The organism is Achromobacter xylosoxidans (assembly GCF_014490035.1).
GTDB lineage: Bacteria > Pseudomonadota > Gammaproteobacteria > Burkholderiales > Burkholderiaceae_B > Achromobacter > Achromobacter bronchisepticus_A.
The window spans coordinates 5,378,987-5,394,693 of record NZ_CP061008.1 but is presented as its reverse complement, the minus strand read 5'-3'; the positions used below and the strand labels follow the sequence as shown (position 1 = coordinate 5,394,693).

Annotated in this window: 18 protein-coding genes; 6 read left to right on the top strand and 12 right to left on the bottom strand. The window is 66.8% G+C overall.

Going from position 1 to position 15,707, the window contains the following annotated elements; genetic code table 11:
* Positions 1 to 3: 3 nt before the first annotated feature.
* The 5 genes from IAG39_RS25010 to IAG39_RS24990 form a co-directional block, all read right to left on the bottom strand.
* Entirely contained in the window at positions 4 to 789 is a 786-nt protein-coding gene (locus IAG39_RS25010) for an amino acid ABC transporter ATP-binding protein (protein WP_059375291.1), read from the bottom strand.
* 38 nt (positions 790 to 827) lie between these two features.
* Entirely contained in the window at positions 828 to 1,517 is a 690-nt protein-coding gene (locus tag IAG39_RS25005) for an ABC transporter permease (protein WP_059375283.1), read from the bottom strand.
* Entirely contained in the window at positions 1,507 to 2,220 is a 714-nt protein-coding gene (locus IAG39_RS25000) for an ABC transporter permease (protein ID WP_059375281.1), read from the bottom strand. The genes IAG39_RS25005 and IAG39_RS25000 overlap by 11 nt, the downstream gene beginning before the upstream one ends.
* Before the next feature lie 84 nt (positions 2,221 to 2,304).
* Positions 2,305 to 3,096 carry a transporter substrate-binding domain-containing protein gene (locus tag IAG39_RS24995; protein ID WP_059375279.1) on the bottom strand — a complete coding sequence of 264 codons (792 nt, stop codon included), beginning with the start codon at positions 3,094 to 3,096 and terminating at the stop codon, positions 2,305 to 2,307.
* A gap of 46 nt (positions 3,097 to 3,142) precedes the next feature.
* Positions 3,143 to 3,940, bottom strand: a complete 798-nt coding sequence (locus IAG39_RS24990) for an Asp/Glu racemase (RefSeq protein WP_059375276.1) — start codon at positions 3,938 to 3,940, stop codon at positions 3,143 to 3,145.
* Positions 3,941 to 4,324: 384 nt separating this feature from the next.
* Between IAG39_RS24990 and IAG39_RS24985 the strand changes: the two genes are divergently transcribed.
* The 6 genes from IAG39_RS24985 (at position 4,325) to IAG39_RS24960 (ending at position 8,784) form a co-directional block, all read left to right on the top strand.
* A complete protein-coding gene (locus tag IAG39_RS24985; RefSeq protein ID WP_059375273.1) occupies positions 4,325 to 4,738 on the top strand; it encodes a RidA family protein in 414 nt (137 codons plus the stop codon).
* Positions 4,739 to 4,758: 20 nt separating this feature from the next.
* A complete protein-coding gene (locus tag IAG39_RS24980) occupies positions 4,759 to 5,430 on the top strand; it encodes a DUF1028 domain-containing protein (RefSeq protein WP_118931771.1) in 672 nt (223 codons plus the stop codon).
* Positions 5,431 to 5,606: 176 nt separating this feature from the next.
* The gene (locus tag IAG39_RS24975; RefSeq protein WP_059375270.1) at positions 5,607 to 6,572 is read left to right on the top strand and encodes a LysR substrate-binding domain-containing protein; all 966 of its coding nucleotides are present in this window, start codon (positions 5,607 to 5,609) and stop codon (positions 6,570 to 6,572) included.
* A gap of 42 nt (positions 6,573 to 6,614) precedes the next feature.
* Positions 6,615 to 7,790, top strand: coding sequence for an acetylornithine deacetylase (gene argE / locus IAG39_RS24970; RefSeq protein ID WP_118931819.1), 1,176 nt, complete (start codon positions 6,615 to 6,617; stop codon positions 7,788 to 7,790).
* 116 nt (positions 7,791 to 7,906) lie between these two features.
* A complete protein-coding gene (locus tag IAG39_RS24965; RefSeq protein ID WP_059375267.1) occupies positions 7,907 to 8,176 on the top strand; it encodes a hypothetical protein in 270 nt (89 codons plus the stop codon).
* Positions 8,177 to 8,217: 41 nt separating this feature from the next.
* The gene (locus tag IAG39_RS24960; RefSeq protein WP_059375264.1) at positions 8,218 to 8,784 is read left to right on the top strand and encodes a GrpB family protein; all 567 of its coding nucleotides are present in this window, start codon (positions 8,218 to 8,220) and stop codon (positions 8,782 to 8,784) included.
* A gap of 33 nt (positions 8,785 to 8,817) precedes the next feature.
* Here IAG39_RS24960 and IAG39_RS24955 read toward each other — a convergent pair whose 3' ends face one another.
* From IAG39_RS24955 to IAG39_RS24925, 7 genes are all read right to left on the bottom strand, one after another.
* A complete protein-coding gene (locus IAG39_RS24955; protein WP_059375260.1) occupies positions 8,818 to 10,026 on the bottom strand; it encodes an NAD(P)/FAD-dependent oxidoreductase in 1,209 nt (402 codons plus the stop codon).
* A 140-nt stretch (positions 10,027 to 10,166) separates the two neighbouring features.
* Positions 10,167 to 10,346 carry a hypothetical protein gene (locus IAG39_RS24950; RefSeq protein ID WP_059375255.1) on the bottom strand — a complete coding sequence of 60 codons (180 nt, stop codon included), beginning with the start codon at positions 10,344 to 10,346 and terminating at the stop codon, positions 10,167 to 10,169.
* Between the two features lie 257 nt (positions 10,347 to 10,603).
* Positions 10,604 to 11,236: a helix-turn-helix domain-containing protein gene (locus IAG39_RS24945; protein WP_059375252.1), complete on the bottom strand. Its 633-nt coding sequence runs from the start codon at positions 11,234 to 11,236 to the stop codon at positions 10,604 to 10,606.
* Positions 11,237 to 11,318: 82 nt separating this feature from the next.
* Complete coding sequence (locus IAG39_RS24940) at positions 11,319 to 12,773, bottom strand: N-acyl-D-amino-acid deacylase family protein (RefSeq protein WP_118931772.1); 1,455 nt, start codon at positions 12,771 to 12,773, stop codon at positions 11,319 to 11,321.
* Between the two features lie 12 nt (positions 12,774 to 12,785).
* Positions 12,786 to 13,799, bottom strand: coding sequence for an ABC transporter ATP-binding protein (locus IAG39_RS24935; protein WP_118931773.1), 1,014 nt, complete (start codon positions 13,797 to 13,799; stop codon positions 12,786 to 12,788).
* Positions 13,800 to 13,807: 8 nt separating this feature from the next.
* The gene (locus IAG39_RS24930; RefSeq protein WP_118931774.1) at positions 13,808 to 14,815 is read right to left on the bottom strand and encodes an ABC transporter ATP-binding protein; all 1,008 of its coding nucleotides are present in this window, start codon (positions 14,813 to 14,815) and stop codon (positions 13,808 to 13,810) included.
* Between the two features lie 8 nt (positions 14,816 to 14,823).
* Positions 14,824 to 15,699, bottom strand: a complete 876-nt coding sequence (locus IAG39_RS24925; RefSeq protein ID WP_054450278.1) for an ABC transporter permease — start codon at positions 15,697 to 15,699, stop codon at positions 14,824 to 14,826.
* Between the last annotated feature and the right edge of the window lie 8 nt (positions 15,700 to 15,707).

Genomic DNA, 15,707 nt, shown 5'->3' with positions numbered 1-15,707 from the left:
TGACTACAGAACCTGCTCGAGGAAATTCTTCAGGCGCTCGCTGCGGGGCGCCCCAAAAAACTGTTCAGTGGGCGCGGTCTCGATGATTTCGCCTCGCTCCATGAAGACGCAGCGGTCGGCCACCCTGCGGGCGAAGCCGATTTCGTGGGTGACGCAGATCATGGTGATGCCGGTCTGCGCCAGGTTTTCCATGATGCGCAGCACCGAGCCGACCGATTCCGGATCGAGCGCCGAGGTCGGCTCATCGAAGAGCATGATGCGCGGGCGCAGGCAGAGCGCGCGGGCAATGGCCACGCGTTGCTGCTGGCCACCGGAAAGCTGGATCGGATACTTGTCGGCCTGCTCGATCACATTGACTTTGGCCAGGTATTCGCGCGCCGTCTGTTCGGCCTCGCGGGCTGGAACCTTCAAGGCGATCTTCAGCGCGAAGGTGCAGTTGTCCAGCACCGTCATATGCGGAAAGAGGTTGAAGTTCTGGAACACCATGCCCAGCTGGCGCCGCACTTTCTCCACGTCTTCGGGACGCCGGGTCAGTTCGGCGCCATTGACCCGGATGTCGCCCGAGTCATGCTGTTCCAGATGATTGATGCAGCGGATGAGGGACGACTTGCCGGATCCGGAAGGACCGCAGAGGATGACGATCTCGCCGTTGGAGACCTCCAGGTGGATATCCCGCAGGGCGTGGAAGGCGCCGTAGAACTTGTTCAAACCCGAGATGGAGACCGCGGGCGCGCACTCGGACAGGGTGGCGGAGACAGGCGGCGTGATGCTGGACAGGATGGCAGTCATGATGGTTCGCGCTCTGATAGTTCGGTCGGCCGGGCGGTTCAAGCCCTGGCGAGATAGCGGTTCAACTTGCGGTCCGCGATCGAGAAGCCAAGTCGTATGCAGTTGGTGATGCACCAGTAGATCGCCGCCGCCGTGATCAGGGGCGTGAACGGGTCATAGGTGTAGTCGAACACGGTGTTGGCGGCCGCGGTGAGGTCGACCAGCGTGATGGCGCTGACGGCTGCCGTGCTTTTCACCATGATCAGCAATTCATTCTGATAGGCGCGCAGCACATAGCGCGCCACCAGCGGCAGGCGCAGGCGGAACAGGATCTGCGCAGGCTTCAGGCCCAGGGTCTGCGCCGCTTCGATCGTGCCCCGGGGTATCGCCGCCAGTCCGCCGCGGATGATCTCCGCCATGAAGCCGGAATGGGTCAGCGCCAGGCCCAGCCAGGCGCAGACATAGGCGTTGGAGAAGACGCTCCACAAGGGGGTGTCGCGCACGATGGAGAACTGCGGCAGTCCGCTGTAGATCAGGTACAGCAGCACCAGGCTGGGGACGCCGCGGAAGAAGCCGATGTAGCTGCTGGCGAAGAGCGCGCGGGCACCGGGCCGGAAGCTTGCCAGCGCCACCGGCAGCGCCAGCAGCAGGCCGATGACCAGCACCGGCAGCAGCACGGCGAAGGTGGTGCCGGCGCCGGCCAGCAGTTTGGGCAGGCTGTCCCAGGCTACCTGGAAGTCAAAGTGCATGCGACGCTCCCTTGGTCACGACGGGATGAAAGCCGCGCGCAGCCCATGTTTCGACACGGCGCGCCACGTAGTAGGTGAGCCAGGTCATCATCAGGAAGAAGCCGGCCGCAAGCATGTAATAGACGAAAGGCTCCTTGGTCACGCCCGAGGCAAGCTTGGCGTAGGCCATGATTTCCTTCAGGCCGATCAGGGAGATGAGGGCGGTGTCCTTGAGCACGACGATCCACATATTGGTCATGCCGGGCAGGGCCAGCCGCAGCATCTGCGGCAGGATCACCTTGAGCCAGATGGCGGTGCGCGGCACCAGCAGCACCCGCGCGGCCTCGAACTGGCCGTGGGGAACGTTCTGGATCGCGCTGCGGATCAGGTCGGCCAGATAGGCGCCATACACCATGCCCAGAGCCGCTACCGCCGCCATGAACGGCGTTACCTCGATCTGCTGGTCGATGCCGAACGGCGCTAGCAGGCTGGCGACGATCTGCGAGCCGCCGTAATAGAACAGGAAGCCGACCAGCAGCGAAGGCACCCCCGTGAAGATGGAGGCATACGGAATCCAGACGATCTTGGCCAGCCATGTCGGCCGCAGCGTGATCAGGGCGAAGAACGTCCCGATCGCGAGCGCCAGCAGGTAGGCGCAGACGGCGACCTGGATCGTCATCATTGCGCCGGTCGCGAGTTGCTGCACGAAACCCATCGAAGGCATGAGGTCTTCCTGGCAAGCGTGGGTGGAGTTCCGCCCGGTCCGGCAAGCTCGTGCCGGGGACTCGGGCGGCGCGCGCGAATCCTGCTAGCGGCAGGCCGCTTCCTCGGGCAGCAGCTCCACTTCCATGTACGGCTTGCGCAGCTTGGTGAAGGTGCAGTCCTTGATGATGGTGTCCAGCGTGACGTTCATGCGGTTGAGCAGTTCGCCGCCGTCCTTGCGGGCGATCCAGCTCGATCCGGCTTCGCCGCCGCCAGTCCACAGATCGCCGCCAGCGAACTTCCAGCCCTTGCCCTGGGGCTTGGACAGGAACTCATTGGTCCAGCTGATCTTGGGACCCAGGCTCATGTCGAGCCGGCCGTTGGCCAGGTCGAGACGGATCTGGTCGGGGTTGTCGTAGAACACGATCTGCACCGCGTTGCCGAATGTCTCGCCCACGTACTTGGCTTGGGCCGAGCCGCGTTGCAGGCCGATGCGCACGCCCTTCAGGCCCTCCGGCGTGAAGGTGTAGTTCTTGGCCTCGGGCACCACATAGGAGTCCGGGTTGAACAGCACCGGTCGGCCGAACAGCACTTTTTCCTTGCGCTCCGGCAGCGGCTTGGTCTGGCTGACCACGGCATCCAGTTTCTTCTGCAGCAGCGCCGGGATCAGGGCCTTGAAGTCCATGACGACGATCTCGCAATCGACCTTCATCCGCTTGCACATCTCGCGCGCCAGGTCGGGTTCAAAGCCGGTCAGGCGGCCTGACGGGTCGACCATGCTGAAGGGCGGATAACTGCCTTCGTTGCCCAGCACCAGCTTCTCGGCTTGGGCGGGCGTCACAGCGAACAGCGAGGCGCCTGCGAGCGTCAGCGCCGTGATGGTTTGGTGTAGATGCATTATTTTCCCCTTGCTTATTTATTGGTCATGCACTTCGTTGAATGGTCTACATTGCTGCGGCCTTGCTCAGGTTGCCGTTGAACAGCGAGCCGTAGCCGGGCTTGGCGCCCGCCGCGCCGGTGAGATCCAGGCAATGCCAGAACGAAGCCTGGATGGCCGAGATCACCGGCTTGCCGAGTTTCTGTTCCAGCGCCTCGATGGCGCCGACGGTGCGGAAGTTGGTGCACGAGACGAAGATGGCCGTCGCGTCGGGGTGATCGACCGAGAGCACGTGGTCGTAGACCTTTTCCAGCGAGACCTCGGCCAGCGCGTGATCGTCAGAGATGCCGAGGCAGGCGCTCTTGACGACCTCGTGGCCGTTTTCCTGCAGGAAGCGGATGGCGCGCTCGTGGATCTCTGGAAGATAGGGCGTGGCCAGCGCAACCTTGCCGGCCTTGACCTTCTTCAGCGCCGCGAGCGTCGCGGTGGAGGCGGTGGTGATCTGCGGCCCCGGCACCCACTGCCGCAGCTTCTGGATCAGCGCCTGGTCATAGGCGGTGCCATGCAGGAACGAGGCGCTGGTGCCGCCGAACAGCAGCACGTCGATGGGAGCGGCGCCGGCCAGGCGCGCGGCCTGTTCGAGTTCAGGCGCGTTCATCATCTCTTCGATGCCTTGCACCGTGACCTTGGGCAGCTTGATGCGCGCGGTATGGGTGGAAACCCCTGGAGCGGACATGGCCCACATTTCTTCTTCCATCACGACGCTGGAAGCGATGTAGATCAGCCCGATGCGGGCCAGGTCGCCCGAGCCGTCGTAGCGGAATCGGGGATAGGCGGCTTGCGCCGGCGTTGAGGCGGTGTTCATCCGGATCCCTTGTAAGGTGAGGTTGCTGCGGATTGCATCTGGTGACGTCGGCCGTCGATCCGGGACCGGGCGTTGCCGCCGCCCGCCGCACCGGCCACGCCAGCGAAAACCAATGATGCGAGAGGCCATCCGAGGCACCAAGTCGCCTTTTCCGTTGGCATGGATCGATTTTCCTGATGGCCCCGCGAGGCCGCCGAGGCAGGTCGCATGCGCATGGCGGCGGGCGCCGCCCGCGTCAGGATTTCCGAGACGGGACGCCGGAAAAAACAAATAGGCTGCGTTCCCGCTTGGACCGACCATCAGCGGGCAGGTCACGGCCTTGTGCGATGCCGCCAGCCAGGCGGGCGCGGGGTCTCCGGATAAACCCTAATGCAGATACGAGCCATGAAGCACAAGCGCATACGCACCTTCAATACCAAGGCAACCTACCCTGAACAGAACCTCGATAACGATCTGTGCCAGGCCGTCGTCGCGCGCGGCAGCACCGTCTTCTTGCGCGGGCAGATTGGCCAGAATCTGGACACCTCGGAGAGCGTCTGCATCGGCGATGCGGCGGGCCAGACCGAACAGGCGATGAAGAACATCGACATGTTGCTCAAGGAGGCCGGCGGCGAGCTGCAGGATATTTGCAAGATCACGATCTACATCATCGACCCGCGTTATCGGGAGCCGGTCTACCGCGTGGTCGGAAAATGGCTCAAGGGCGTGTTCCCCGTGTCCACCGGCATTGTGGTGTCAGCGCTGGCGCGCCCCGAGTGGCTGGTGGAAATCGACGCGACTGCCGTTATTCCGGATTGACGCCGCAGGAGGCCCAGCTCATGACTTTCTCCATCATTGCCCGCTGCCCGGCCACCGGCCAATTCGGCGCGGCTGTTTCGTCCTCGTCGCCCGCGGTCGCGGCGCGCTGCATCCGTGCGCGTGCGGGCGTAGGCGCGGCGGTCAGCCAGAACATCACCGACCCCGCCCTGGGGCCGCTCATCCTCGACGCGATGGCCGAGGGCCGCACGCCCGAAGGCGCGCTGCAGGCGCTGGCCGAACGTCCTTTCATCAGCTACCGGCAGCTGATGGCCATCGATGCCACCCAGGCGCCGGCCATATTCACGGGCTCGAACGCGCTGGGTCGCCTGGCCGACGCGCAAGGCGAGCATGCCGCATGCGCGGGCAATATGCTGGCGTCGCTGGAAGTGCCGGCGGCCATGTTGTCGGCGTTCGAGCAGGCCTCGGGTTCGTTGGCCGAGCGCCTGATGCAGGCCATGCTGGCGGGCCAGGCGGCTGGCGGCGAAGAAGGGCCGGTGCATTCGGCCGGGCTGCTGGTGGTGGCGGACCTGGATTGGCCCATCGTCGATTTGCGCATGGACTGGGTCGAGCAAGGTCCCGTCGAACGGCTGTACGAGGCCTGGCAGGTCTACGAGCCGCAGATCGAGGCCTACATCACCCGCGCCAGGGACCCGCGCGCCGCGCCGAGCTTTGGCGTGCCAGGCAATCCGTGAGCGCTTGCGGCTTGCGGCGAGTGCGAGAAAACCCGAGGAGCGCCATGCCCCGCTGTCAGGGCATAGTGGATACACTTTTGCACGGTGCGGTTGACGCTGGCGCCGGGCCGCGCCGGCGGCCTGCGCAGCGGACCGCCGCCTCCTTCCAGCCTGCTCCAGTTTTCTCACTTCGGACTATGCTCAATCGCATTTCGCTGCGCCAGATGGAGTACTTCGTCGCCACTGCCAAGCATGGCAGTATCGCCGCGGCATCCAACCAGATCCACATTTCGGCGCCGTCGATCTCGGCTGCCATCGCACATGTCGAAACCGAATTGGACGTGCAGCTGTTCGTGCGGCATCCGTCCAAGGGCCTGGCGCTGACAGTGCTAGGCCAGCAGGTCATGAGCGAATGCGAAGATCTGCTCGAGCGCGCGTCGCGCCTCTACAAGATTGCATCCGTTTCCAGCAACACCATCCAGGGCACCTTGCGCGTGGGCTGCTTCCAGTCGCTCACGGCCATGATCGCGCCCGAGGTGATCTTCGGGTTCTCGCGCGCATTCGACAAGGTCGAGCTGCACATGGTCGAAGGCGATCAGCAGTTGCTGATCGACAAGCTGCATACGCTGGAGATCGACGTTGCGCTCAGCTACGACCTGAGGCTGGGCGACGAGATATCGTTCGAGGCGCTGGCGCGCCTGCCGCCGCACGTGGTGGTCAGCGAGCTGCATCCGCTGTCGCAGCAGATCGCGGTAACGCTGGAAGAACTGGCGCGCTTGCCCATGGTGTTGCTGGACCTGCCCCTGAGCCGCGACTACTTCATGTCCCTGTTCGCGAAGTTCGGCCTGGAGCCGAACATCGTGGCGCGCTCGCGCTCTGAGGAAGTGGTGCGGTCCATGGTGGCCAACGGCATCGGCTACGCCCTGTTCAACGTGCGGCCGAAGTCCACCCAGGCCCTGGACGGCAAGCGCCTGGTGCGGCTGCGCCTGGTGGGCGAACACCGGCCGATGCTGCTCGGGCTCACCACCTACAAACCGATGAAGCCGTCGCGCCTGACCGAAGTGTTCATGCAGCGCTGCCGCGCCTACATTTCGGACCAGTACATTCCGGGCATGAGCGAAGGCAGCTTCTTCGATCCCTACGTGCCTCCTGAAAACAAGTGAATGGACGGCGCGCGCGCCGTCCGTCTTTTGCAGGTCCATGCCATGAGCTCACCGACCCCGGACAACAGTCCAGACCTATTGCGCGAACTGCTCGCCTTTGAATCCGTCACGCTGACGCCCAATATCGACCTCATAGAACGGGTGCGGGAATTGCTGGCGCAGGCGGGCATCGCATCCACGCTGGCGGCGGACCCGCAGGACGCCAGGCGCAGCAATCTGTTCGCTTCCGTCGGCCCTTTGGAAGTACCCGGCATCCTGCTCTCGGGCCATACCGATGTGGTGCCCGTGACGGGGCAGCCCTGGACCACGCCGCCCTTTCAGGCGACCGAGCGCGATGGTCGCATCTATGGTCGGGGCAGCGCGGACATGAAGGGCTTCGTCGCCTGCGCCGTGATGGCCATGATCCGCGCGGCTCGCCTGCCGCTGGCGCGCCCGCTGCATCTGGCGCTGTCGTTCGATGAAGAAATCGGCTGCGTCGGCGTGCGCCACCTGCTGCGCGCGCTGCAAGACATGGAGCCCGCACCGTTGCTGTGCGTGGTGGGCGAGCCCACGCTGATGAAGATCGGCACCGGCAACAAGGGCAAGGCGGCCTACCGGGCCGTGTGCTGCGGCCAGGCGGGCCATTCCGGGCTGGCGCCGCATTTCGTCAACGCCATCCATACGGCCAGCGATCTGATCGGCGCGCTGCGCGACGTGCAGCGCGACCTGGCCGAACACGGACCGCGCGAGGCCGGCTATGACGTGCCATATACCACGGTGCATGCCGGCACCATCAAGGGCGGCACGGCGCTGAACATCGTGCCCGCGGAATGCGAAGTCAATTTCGAGATCCGCAACGTCGCGCAGGACGACCCTAACCAGATCCTGGAGCGGGTGCTGGAGCTGACCAGGACGAAGATGCGCGCCGCGGGCGCCCGGCCCGAGGCCGAACCGCCCCGGGTCGAAGTGGTCAATAGCTATCCCGGCCTGGCCACGGCGGACGGCTCGGCGGCCGTGGCGCTGCTGGCCTCGTGGCTGCCGCCGGACACGCCGCTCACCAAGGCTGCCTTCGGCACCGAAGGCGGGCTGTTCCAGCAGCTGTGGGCGCAGACCTCGGTGCTGATCTGCGGACCCGGCAGCATCGAGGTGGCGCACAAGGCCGACGAGTACGTCGAACTTTCGCAGCTGCAAGCCTGCGACGCCATGCTGGAGAAGTTGACGCAGTATTTGATGGTTTAGGCGCCGGAGCGCGGGATCGCTGGCTACGTGGCAACGTTTTGAAGCAATCGCCTGTTGAGCCGGGGCTGCGAGAGCCTGCTATAACAGCGGCTACAGCTTTTCTGTAGGGCCAGGAAATGTCCATTCAAACGTTGAGCCGCTATGGTGTGGCGATTTTTGCGGCTGCGCTGATGGCCGGCTGCTCCTCCAGCGGTCCCAAGACTTCGGAGCAGGGTGCAGCCAAGTCGTATTCCTCCACTGCCCGCGCCGGCGGCGAGTGCGCGAGCCGCGGCAAGTGCATCTACAAGGGCGCGTATGAATCAGGGGAACGGAACTACGCCGAAGCGGAAGCCAAGCGCCTGAACATCGCCGAACTGGAGCGCCTGCGCCGCGCTTTCGGCAATTGACCCCGGCAGGGAACCGGCGCACGCCCACGCCTGAAGAAATCATGCGGCACTACGACTCGGACCCGGACGAGGATCCCTGGGTTCGCGGCAAGCCTGCGCCGGAGCAGGTCGCGGTAGTACCTTATGACCCCGATTGGCCGGCCCGTTATGCCCAGCTTGAAACGCAGGTGCGCGAGGCTTTGGGGCCGGCCGCGCTGGCGGTCGAGCACATGGGGTCGACCGCGGTTCCGGGCTTGCCGGCCAAGCCGGTAATCGATATCGATCTGACGGTGGTCGACCCCGTGCAGGAGGACGCCTATGTCCCCGCGCTGGAAGCCGCCGGTTACGTGCTGGTTTTACGGGAGCCGTCCTGGCATCAGCACCGTCTTTTGCAGCTGGCCGCGCCGCGCGTGAACCTGCATGTATTCGGCCCCGATTGTCCCGAGAATATCCGGCACCGGATGTTCCGCGACTGGCTGCGCCAGCACGCGGCCGACCGCGATCTGTATGCCCAGGCCAAGCGTATGGCGGCGGACGGCATGATGCAGGTCATGGATTACAACAAGCGCAAGGAAGCGGTCCTGCGCCAGATCTACGAACGCATGTTCCGCGCCGCCGGCTTTATCTGAGGCGCGCCGGCGCGGATATCATCCCTATCCGCTTCAATAGTGGCTTTTCAGCGGCACGGCGGGGTCGGCCAGCACGTCGCGGGGCGGGTTCAGGCCCAGCTCCAGCAGCTTGCGCGCCGCCAGGTGGTCCATCGGGGCGTTGATCGATTCGACGCAGACCAGATGGCCGTCGGCAAAGTGCAGGATCGAGAAGCTGCCGGGCTTGGCGCCGGGCCGCAGGACGCGCTCGGTGTCCGGCGGCGCCAGGCCGGCGATCTGCAGGCGCAAGGCGCCCTGATCGGACCAGAACCAGGGCAGGGCGTGATACGGCGTTTTCGTGCCCAGCAGCACGCCGGCCAGGGTGCGGGCCTGGTCGTTGGCGTTCTGCACCGATTCCAGGCGCAGGGTCTTGCCCCAGCGCGCATACGGAAACGAGGTGCAGTCGCCGATGGCGTAGATGCCGGGCGCGGAAGTCTGCATCAGCCCGTCCACCACGATGCCGTTCAGGCAGTCCAGGCCGGCGGCCTGCGCCAGCGTGATCTCGGGCACGGCGCCGATGCCGGCGACCAGCAGGTCCACCGGATGCTCCACCTCGTTGACGACTACGCTGCGCACGCGGCCGTTCTCGGTCCGGATGTGTTGCAGGTCGGAGGACAGGCGCAGGTCGACGCCGGAGTCGTGCAGTACGCGGGCGACGTGTTCCGAGGCCTCGGGCGACACGGAGCGCGCCAGCAGGCGCGGCGCGGACTCGAAGACGGTGACCGGGCGTCCCAGGGCGCCCGCGGTGGCCGCGATTTCCAGGCCGATGAAGCCGCCGCCCACGACCGTGACCGACGGCGCGTCGGCGATCGCGGCGCGCAGGCGCGCGGCGTCGTCGGCGTTGCGCAGGTAGATCAGGTTCTGCAGTTCTTCGGGCACGTCCGGCAGGCGCCGCGCGCGCGTGCCGGTGGCCAGCACCAGCGCGTCATAGTCCAGCTGCTTGCCCGAAGCCAGCGTGAGCACGCGCGCGTCGCGGTCTATGCCGACCGCGGGATCGGCCAGCAGCACCTGCACGCCAGCGTCGGCGTAGACCGCCTCGGGGCGCAGCAGCTGGATCGGAGCTTCCGGATCCTTGATGTAGGTCTTGGAGAGCGGCGGGCGATGGTAGGGCAGCGAGGCCTCTTCGCACACCAGCGTCAGGCTGCCGGGAAAGCCGCCTTCTATCAGGCTGGCGCACAATTGCGCCGCCGCGTGGCCGCCGCCGACGATTACCACCTTCTGCATGCATGACTCCTGTTCTGCCTGGCCCGGTCTCGGGCCGAATCGGCAATGCTACCGCAGGTGGCAGCTGGAGGAACTGCATGCAGGACGCGAAGGGCGCTGCGCGCCTGGAGAGGATCAGGCCGCGGCGTTGGGGGACGGGCTCAGGCGCCCGGCAGCATGTAGCGGGCGGAAACGGCCAGGATGCGCTGGGCGGATTCGCGCAGCCTGCGGGCTTCGCGGTGGGCGTTGAGGGAAACCACGGCGTCGTAGCGGCGCGCGCTGAGCGGACCGGCCAGCAGCACCGGGCGGCGGGTAAGAATCGGGGATATCAAGCGTTGCATGTGGAGCATTCCTGCGGGCGTCAGGCCCAGTCGATGCCAGGTATCGTAAGGCGGCCGGGGGTGGCGGCCAACGAATTACCTTTTATATGAATATCCGGCGCGCGCCCGGGATTCGGGGGCTGGCGGATATTCGAACGCCAGTATCGCCCGCGAGTATGACAGCCATATGCCAGCGGCGCTTGCGGCCGCCCGGCAGGCGCGGACCAGGTCCGCGCGGAGAACCCGCCGGATGACGATGCCCCGGGGGCGCCAGCGGCTCAAGGCGCCTTGAGCCGCGACGGCACCTCGCCCACGTCGCTGCAAACCGCCAGCACTTCGGCGGGCTTCTTGCTCATGGACAGGTACACGTGGCCGATGCTGCTGTCGAAGTAGGCGGTCTCCAGCTTGCCCAGCACGACGCTGTCGCCGTTTTCGAACTGGATGCGGACCTTGCCCGACAGCACCACCGCGAATTCCTGGCCGGGGTGGCGGATGTAGTCCTCGAACTCGACCACCTTGCGCGAGTCGATGAGCGCCAGCATGGGCGTCATCTTCTTGCCGGGGTATTCGCCCATCAGCAAGCGGTAGTGGTAGTTCTCGGTGACGTAGTCGCGGGCGTCGCTGAGCTTGTTCTTGACGAAGGTGGGGGCGACGGCGGCCTGCGAGGCGTCCGGCAGCATGAACATGCGGGTCATGTCTATGCCGAGCGCGCCGGCCAGCGCGGCGAACTTCTCGTAGCTGAGGGCGATCTGCCCCAGCTCCGCCTTGGACAGCGTCGAGACCGCGATGCCGCTGGCGCGGGACAGCGCCTGCAGGGTCATCTTGCGCGCCTTGCGCTCGGCCCGCAGGCGAGCGCCCATTTCTTCCTTGCCGACGATCTCGGGCGGGGATGTAGTGCCGGGTAGGGCCATGTAGCGATCTGGCAGGTAGGGGTGATTGGGGCAGGGCCCGCAAGCCCCGCTGCGTATGCCGGATTGTAAGGGCTGGCCGGGATCAGGCTCCCGCCCGGTTGAGGACGCGGCCGGCGTGCTGGCCGGTAAAGGCCTGGCCTTCCCAGACGGGCGCGCCGTTGACGTAGACCGAGTGGATGCCCGCCGCGCGCTCGGTGGGACGCTCGAAGGTGGCCGAGTCGGCCACGGTGGCGGGATCGAAGACCACCAGGTCGGCGTAGTAGCCGGGCTGCACCTGGCCGCGTTCGGCCAGGCCGAACTTGGCGGCGGTCAGGCCGGTCATCTTCCAGACCGCGGTCTCCAGCGGGAACAGGCCCAGGTCGCGCGAGTAATGGCCCAGCACGCGCGGGAAGGTGCCCCACAGGCGCGGGTGCGGACGCTCGTCGTGCGGCAGGCCGTCGGAGCCGATCATGGTGGGGCCGAACGCCAGGATGCGCTGCACGTCGGGCTCGTCCATCATGAAGTAGATGGCGCCCGCGGGCTGCAGCTCCGGCACCACGTCGTACTTGGACTTGCCGCGCTCGGCGGCGATTTCCTCCAGGTCGCGCCCGCTCAGTTCGGGAAAGGGCTTGCACCAGGTGATGAGCGTGCGGCCCGCCAGCAGCACGCGGTCCTGCTTCAGCATGGTGGAGCCGGCCACGTAGGGGTAGGCGTCCAGGGACACGTCCTGGGTTGCCATGGCGGCCTCGATCAGCGCCAGCGTTTCCTTGGAGCGGCCGAAGTTGGGCTTGCCCATGACCTTGTGGTGCGAGATCACCACCGGCACGTCCAGCTCGCGGCCGATGCGGAAGGTCTCTTCCAGCGCCGCCACGATGTGTTCGCCCTCGTCGCGCATGTGGGTGGCGTAGACGCCGCCATGCGTGCCCAGCGGGCGGCAGACCTCGATGATTTCCTCGGTGCTGGCGTGGGCGACGGGCGGGTAGAAGGCACCGGTGGAAATGCCGATGGCGCCGCTGGCCAGCGCGTCGTCGGCCAGCGCTTGCATGGCCTGGATCTCCCCGGCCGTGGCTTCGCGCTTCAGGTCGGGCATGACGGCGGCGCGCAGGGTGGAATGGCCCACCATGCAGGCGGCGTTGACGGCGGGCGGCGCGGCGCGCAGGGCCTCCAGGTAGTCGGAGAAGCGCTCGAAGCGGAACGAGCCGCCTTCGTCCAGCAGGTCCAGCGGCGCGGGCGGGTTGGCATGTGCCAGCGGCGCCAGGCTGATGCCGCAGTTGCCGGTGACCACGGTGGTGACGCCCTGCGAGATCTTGGGCGTCATGTCGCGGTGCTTGAGCAGGTAGTTGTCGTCGTGCGTGTGCGAGTCGATGAAACCCGGCGACACCACCTTGCCGGCCACGTCGATGCGCCGGCGGGCGCTGCTGGCGCTCAGGTTGCCGACGGCGGCGATCCGGTCGCCGCGCACGCCGACGTCGGCAAGCCGGCCGGGCGAGTTGGTGCCGTCGATGACGGTGCCGCCGGCAAGGATGTAATCGAACGGGGTGGCGTCGGTCTGGGACATGCGTATCTCCGGCTAAACGGGGGTGGCGAAGTGGCAGGCGACCTGCTGTTCGGGGGCGATCTGGCGCGGCTGCGGCGCTTCCTCGGCGCAACGCGGCTGCGCCATCGGACAACGGGTGCGGAAGGCGCAGCCCGAGGGCGGCGACAGCGGGCTGGGTATTTCGCCCTTCAGCACTTCCACGGGTTTGCGCTCGCCCTGGCGGGCCGAGGGCACGGCGGCCAGCAGGGCGCGGGTATAGGGATGGGCGGGGCGTTCGAAGATGGCCTCGCGGGTGCCGGTCTCGACGATCTTGCCCAGGTACATCACGGCAACGCGGTGGCTGATGTGGCGCACCACGCTCAGGTCGTGGGAAATGAAGACGTAGGTCAGTCCCAGGTCGCGCTGCAGGTCCATCAGCAGGTTGATGACCTGCGCCTGCACCGACACGTCCAGCGCCGATACGGGTTCATCGCAAACGATCAGGCCCGGATCCAGCGCCAGCGCGCGCGCGATCACGATGCGCTGGCGCTGGCCGCCGGAGAACTCATGGGGGTAGCGGTCGGCGGCGTCCGGACGCAGGCTGACGCGGGCCAGCAGTTGCGCGACGCGCTCGCGGATGGCGGCGCGGCTGTGGCCGAAGGCGCGCAGCGGCTCGCCGATGATGTCGCGCACCCTCATGCGCGGGTTCATCGAGGAAAACGGATCCTGGAAGATGAATTGCATGCGCTGGCGCATGGCGCGCAGTTCGCGGCTGTTCATGGCGGCCAGGTCGCGGCCTTCCAGCAGGATGCGGCCCTCGGTGGGGTCGGTCAGGCGGATCAGGCATTTGCCAGTGGTGGATTTGCCGCAGCCGGATTCGCCCACCAGGCTCAGCGTCTGGCCGCGCGGCACCGACAGGGAAACGCCGTCGACCGCGCGCAGCACCTTGGCGCCGCTGCCGCTGTCCACGGGGTAGTGCTTCTTCAGGCCGATGACTTCCAGCATGGGCGGGGCGTCGGCGGCGGGCGCGGACACGGGGCTCGCAAGGGGGATGTCGTGCAGGTTCATGGCGGGCCTCAGGCGGTCAGGGCGGCGGGAGCGGGTTCGGCCGCGCGGGCCCAGCACCAGACGCGGTGGCGGCTGCCGGCATCGGCGGCGGGCGGCGCCTGCTCGGAACAGCGCGGCTGCGCTTCCGGGCAGCGCGCCGCGAAGGCGCAGCCGCGCGACTCGGGCGTCATCACCGGCACGATGCCGGGCAATTCGGCCAACCGCGCCGTATGGTCCTGGCCGTCGGCGAAGTCCGGCAGCGAGCGGATCAGCGCTTGGGTGTAGGGGTGCTGGGCGCGGTCCAGGATGTCGTCGACGCTGCCTTCCTCGACCTTGCGTCCCGCGTACATCACGATGACGCGCTGGCACATCTGCGCGACCACGCCCAGGTCGTGGGTGATCAGCACGATGGAGGTGCCCAGCCGCTGCTGGATTTCCCGCAGCAGGTGCAGGATCTGCGCCTGGATGGTCACGTCCAGCGCGGTGGTGGGCTCGTCGGCGATCAGGACCTTAGGCTGGCAGGCCAGCGCCATGGCGATCATGGCGCGCTGACGCATTCCGCCGGACAGCTGGTAGGGATACTCGCGCACGCGGCGCGCCGGGTCGGAGATCTGCACCAGCTCCAGCAGCGATTCGGCCTGCGCCATGGCCTCGCGCCGCGACAGGCCCTGGTGCAGCATCAGCGATTCGCTGATCTGGCGGCCCACCGTGAACACGGGGTTCAGCGAGGTCATGGGTTCCTGGAAGATCATCGAGATCTGGTTGCCGCGGATCGCGCGCATGGCCTTTTCAGACAGCGCCAGCAGATCCTGGCCGTCGAACTCGATGCGGCCGCCGGCCACGCGCCCGGGGGCGCGCAACAGCCGCATGATGGACAGGGACGTGACGCTCTTGCCGCAGCCGGATTCGCCGACCAGTCCCAGCGTTTCGCCGGGCATCAGGTCGAAGGACAGGCGGTCCACGGCAAGCACGGTGGTTTCATCGCCGTCGAAACAGGTGGTGAGGTCGTGCACGCGCAAGACGGGTTGGGTTTGCATGTGCGCTCCTACAGCTTTTTGGCCAGACGGGGATCGAGCATGTCGCGCAGGCCGTCACCCACCAGATTGACGGCCAGGACGGCCACGCCCAGGAACAGGCCCGGATACAGGATGATGTGGAAGGCCACGGCGACGAAGTTGCGGCCTTCGGCCATGATGTTGCCCCAGCTGGGGATCTGCGGCGGTATGCCCACGCCCAGGAAGCTCAGCACGGCCTCGGTCAGGATGGCGGATGCCGCGATGAAGGTGGCCTGCACCATCAGCGGGGCGAACAGGTTGGGCAGGATGTGGCGCAGCAGGATCGCGGGTACGCGCGTGCCGGACGAAATGGCGGCCTCGATATAGGGTTGCTCGCGTATCGTCAGCACCAGCGCCCGCACCAGCCGCACCACGCGCGGCACCTCGGGAATGACGATGGCGATGATCACGGTGCCCAGGCCGCCCTTCAGCGTGGCCATCAAGGCGATGGCCAGCAGCACGCCGGGGATGGCCATCAGCCCGTCCATGATGCGCATGATGAACGCGTCGATGCGGCGGAAGTAGCCCGCCGCCATGCCCAGCGCCACGCCGGCCACGGTGGAGACCACCGCCACCACGATGCCGACCACCAGGGAGACGCGGGCGCCCCAGACAGTGCGCGAATAGACGTCGCGGCCCAGCGCGTCGGTGCCGAAGAAGTGTTCCGATGACGGCGGCTTCATGCGCGCCAGCGGATTGATGTCCTGCGGGTCGACGGTGGCCAGCCAGGGCGCGGCCAGCGCAATCGCGGCCAGCGCCAGCAGGATGGCGCCGCCTATGTACAGCATGGGATGGCGGCGCAGCGAGCGCAGCACGCGGCGGTGGCGCGGGCGCCGCGCGGGCAGGGACAGGGTAGTGGTAGTCATGCGTTGCC

What these genes read in the sequence shown, in the direction of transcription:
- IAG39_RS24935 (WP_118931773.1), bottom strand. Translation starts at nt 13,799, where the DNA reads ATGAACCTGCACGACATCCCCCTTGCGAGCCCCGTGTCCGCGCCCGCC.
- IAG39_RS24945 (WP_059375252.1), bottom strand. Translation starts at nt 11,236, where the DNA reads ATGGCCCTACCCGGCACTACATCCCCGCCCGAGATCGTCGGCAAGGAA.
- argE (WP_118931819.1), top strand. Translation starts at nt 6,615, where the DNA reads ATGAGCTCACCGACCCCGGACAACAGTCCAGACCTATTGCGCGAACTG.
- IAG39_RS24990 (WP_059375276.1), bottom strand. Translation starts at nt 3,940, where the DNA reads ATGAACACCGCCTCAACGCCGGCGCAAGCCGCCTATCCCCGATTCCGC.
- IAG39_RS25000 (WP_059375281.1), bottom strand. Translation starts at nt 2,220, where the DNA reads ATGCCTTCGATGGGTTTCGTGCAGCAACTCGCGACCGGCGCAATGATG.
- IAG39_RS24930 (WP_118931774.1), bottom strand. Translation starts at nt 14,815, where the DNA reads ATGCAAACCCAACCCGTCTTGCGCGTGCACGACCTCACCACCTGTTTC.
- IAG39_RS24980 (WP_118931771.1), top strand. Translation starts at nt 4,759, where the DNA reads ATGACTTTCTCCATCATTGCCCGCTGCCCGGCCACCGGCCAATTCGGC.
- IAG39_RS25010 (WP_059375291.1), bottom strand. Translation starts at nt 789, where the DNA reads ATGACTGCCATCCTGTCCAGCATCACGCCGCCTGTCTCCGCCACCCTG.
- IAG39_RS24925 (WP_054450278.1), bottom strand. Translation starts at nt 15,699, where the DNA reads ATGACTACCACTACCCTGTCCCTGCCCGCGCGGCGCCCGCGCCACCGC.
- IAG39_RS25005 (WP_059375283.1), bottom strand. Translation starts at nt 1,517, where the DNA reads ATGCACTTTGACTTCCAGGTAGCCTGGGACAGCCTGCCCAAACTGCTG.
- IAG39_RS24940 (WP_118931772.1), bottom strand. Translation starts at nt 12,773, where the DNA reads ATGTCCCAGACCGACGCCACCCCGTTCGATTACATCCTTGCCGGCGGC.
- IAG39_RS24955 (WP_059375260.1), bottom strand. Translation starts at nt 10,026, where the DNA reads ATGCAGAAGGTGGTAATCGTCGGCGGCGGCCACGCGGCGGCGCAATTG.
- IAG39_RS24965 (WP_059375267.1), top strand. Translation starts at nt 7,907, where the DNA reads ATGTCCATTCAAACGTTGAGCCGCTATGGTGTGGCGATTTTTGCGGCT.
- IAG39_RS24995 (WP_059375279.1), bottom strand. Translation starts at nt 3,096, where the DNA reads ATGCATCTACACCAAACCATCACGGCGCTGACGCTCGCAGGCGCCTCG.
- IAG39_RS24975 (WP_059375270.1), top strand. Translation starts at nt 5,607, where the DNA reads ATGCTCAATCGCATTTCGCTGCGCCAGATGGAGTACTTCGTCGCCACT.
- IAG39_RS24960 (WP_059375264.1), top strand. Translation starts at nt 8,218, where the DNA reads ATGCGGCACTACGACTCGGACCCGGACGAGGATCCCTGGGTTCGCGGC.
- IAG39_RS24985 (WP_059375273.1), top strand. Translation starts at nt 4,325, where the DNA reads ATGAAGCACAAGCGCATACGCACCTTCAATACCAAGGCAACCTACCCT.
- IAG39_RS24950 (WP_059375255.1), bottom strand. Translation starts at nt 10,346, where the DNA reads ATGCAACGCTTGATATCCCCGATTCTTACCCGCCGCCCGGTGCTGCTG.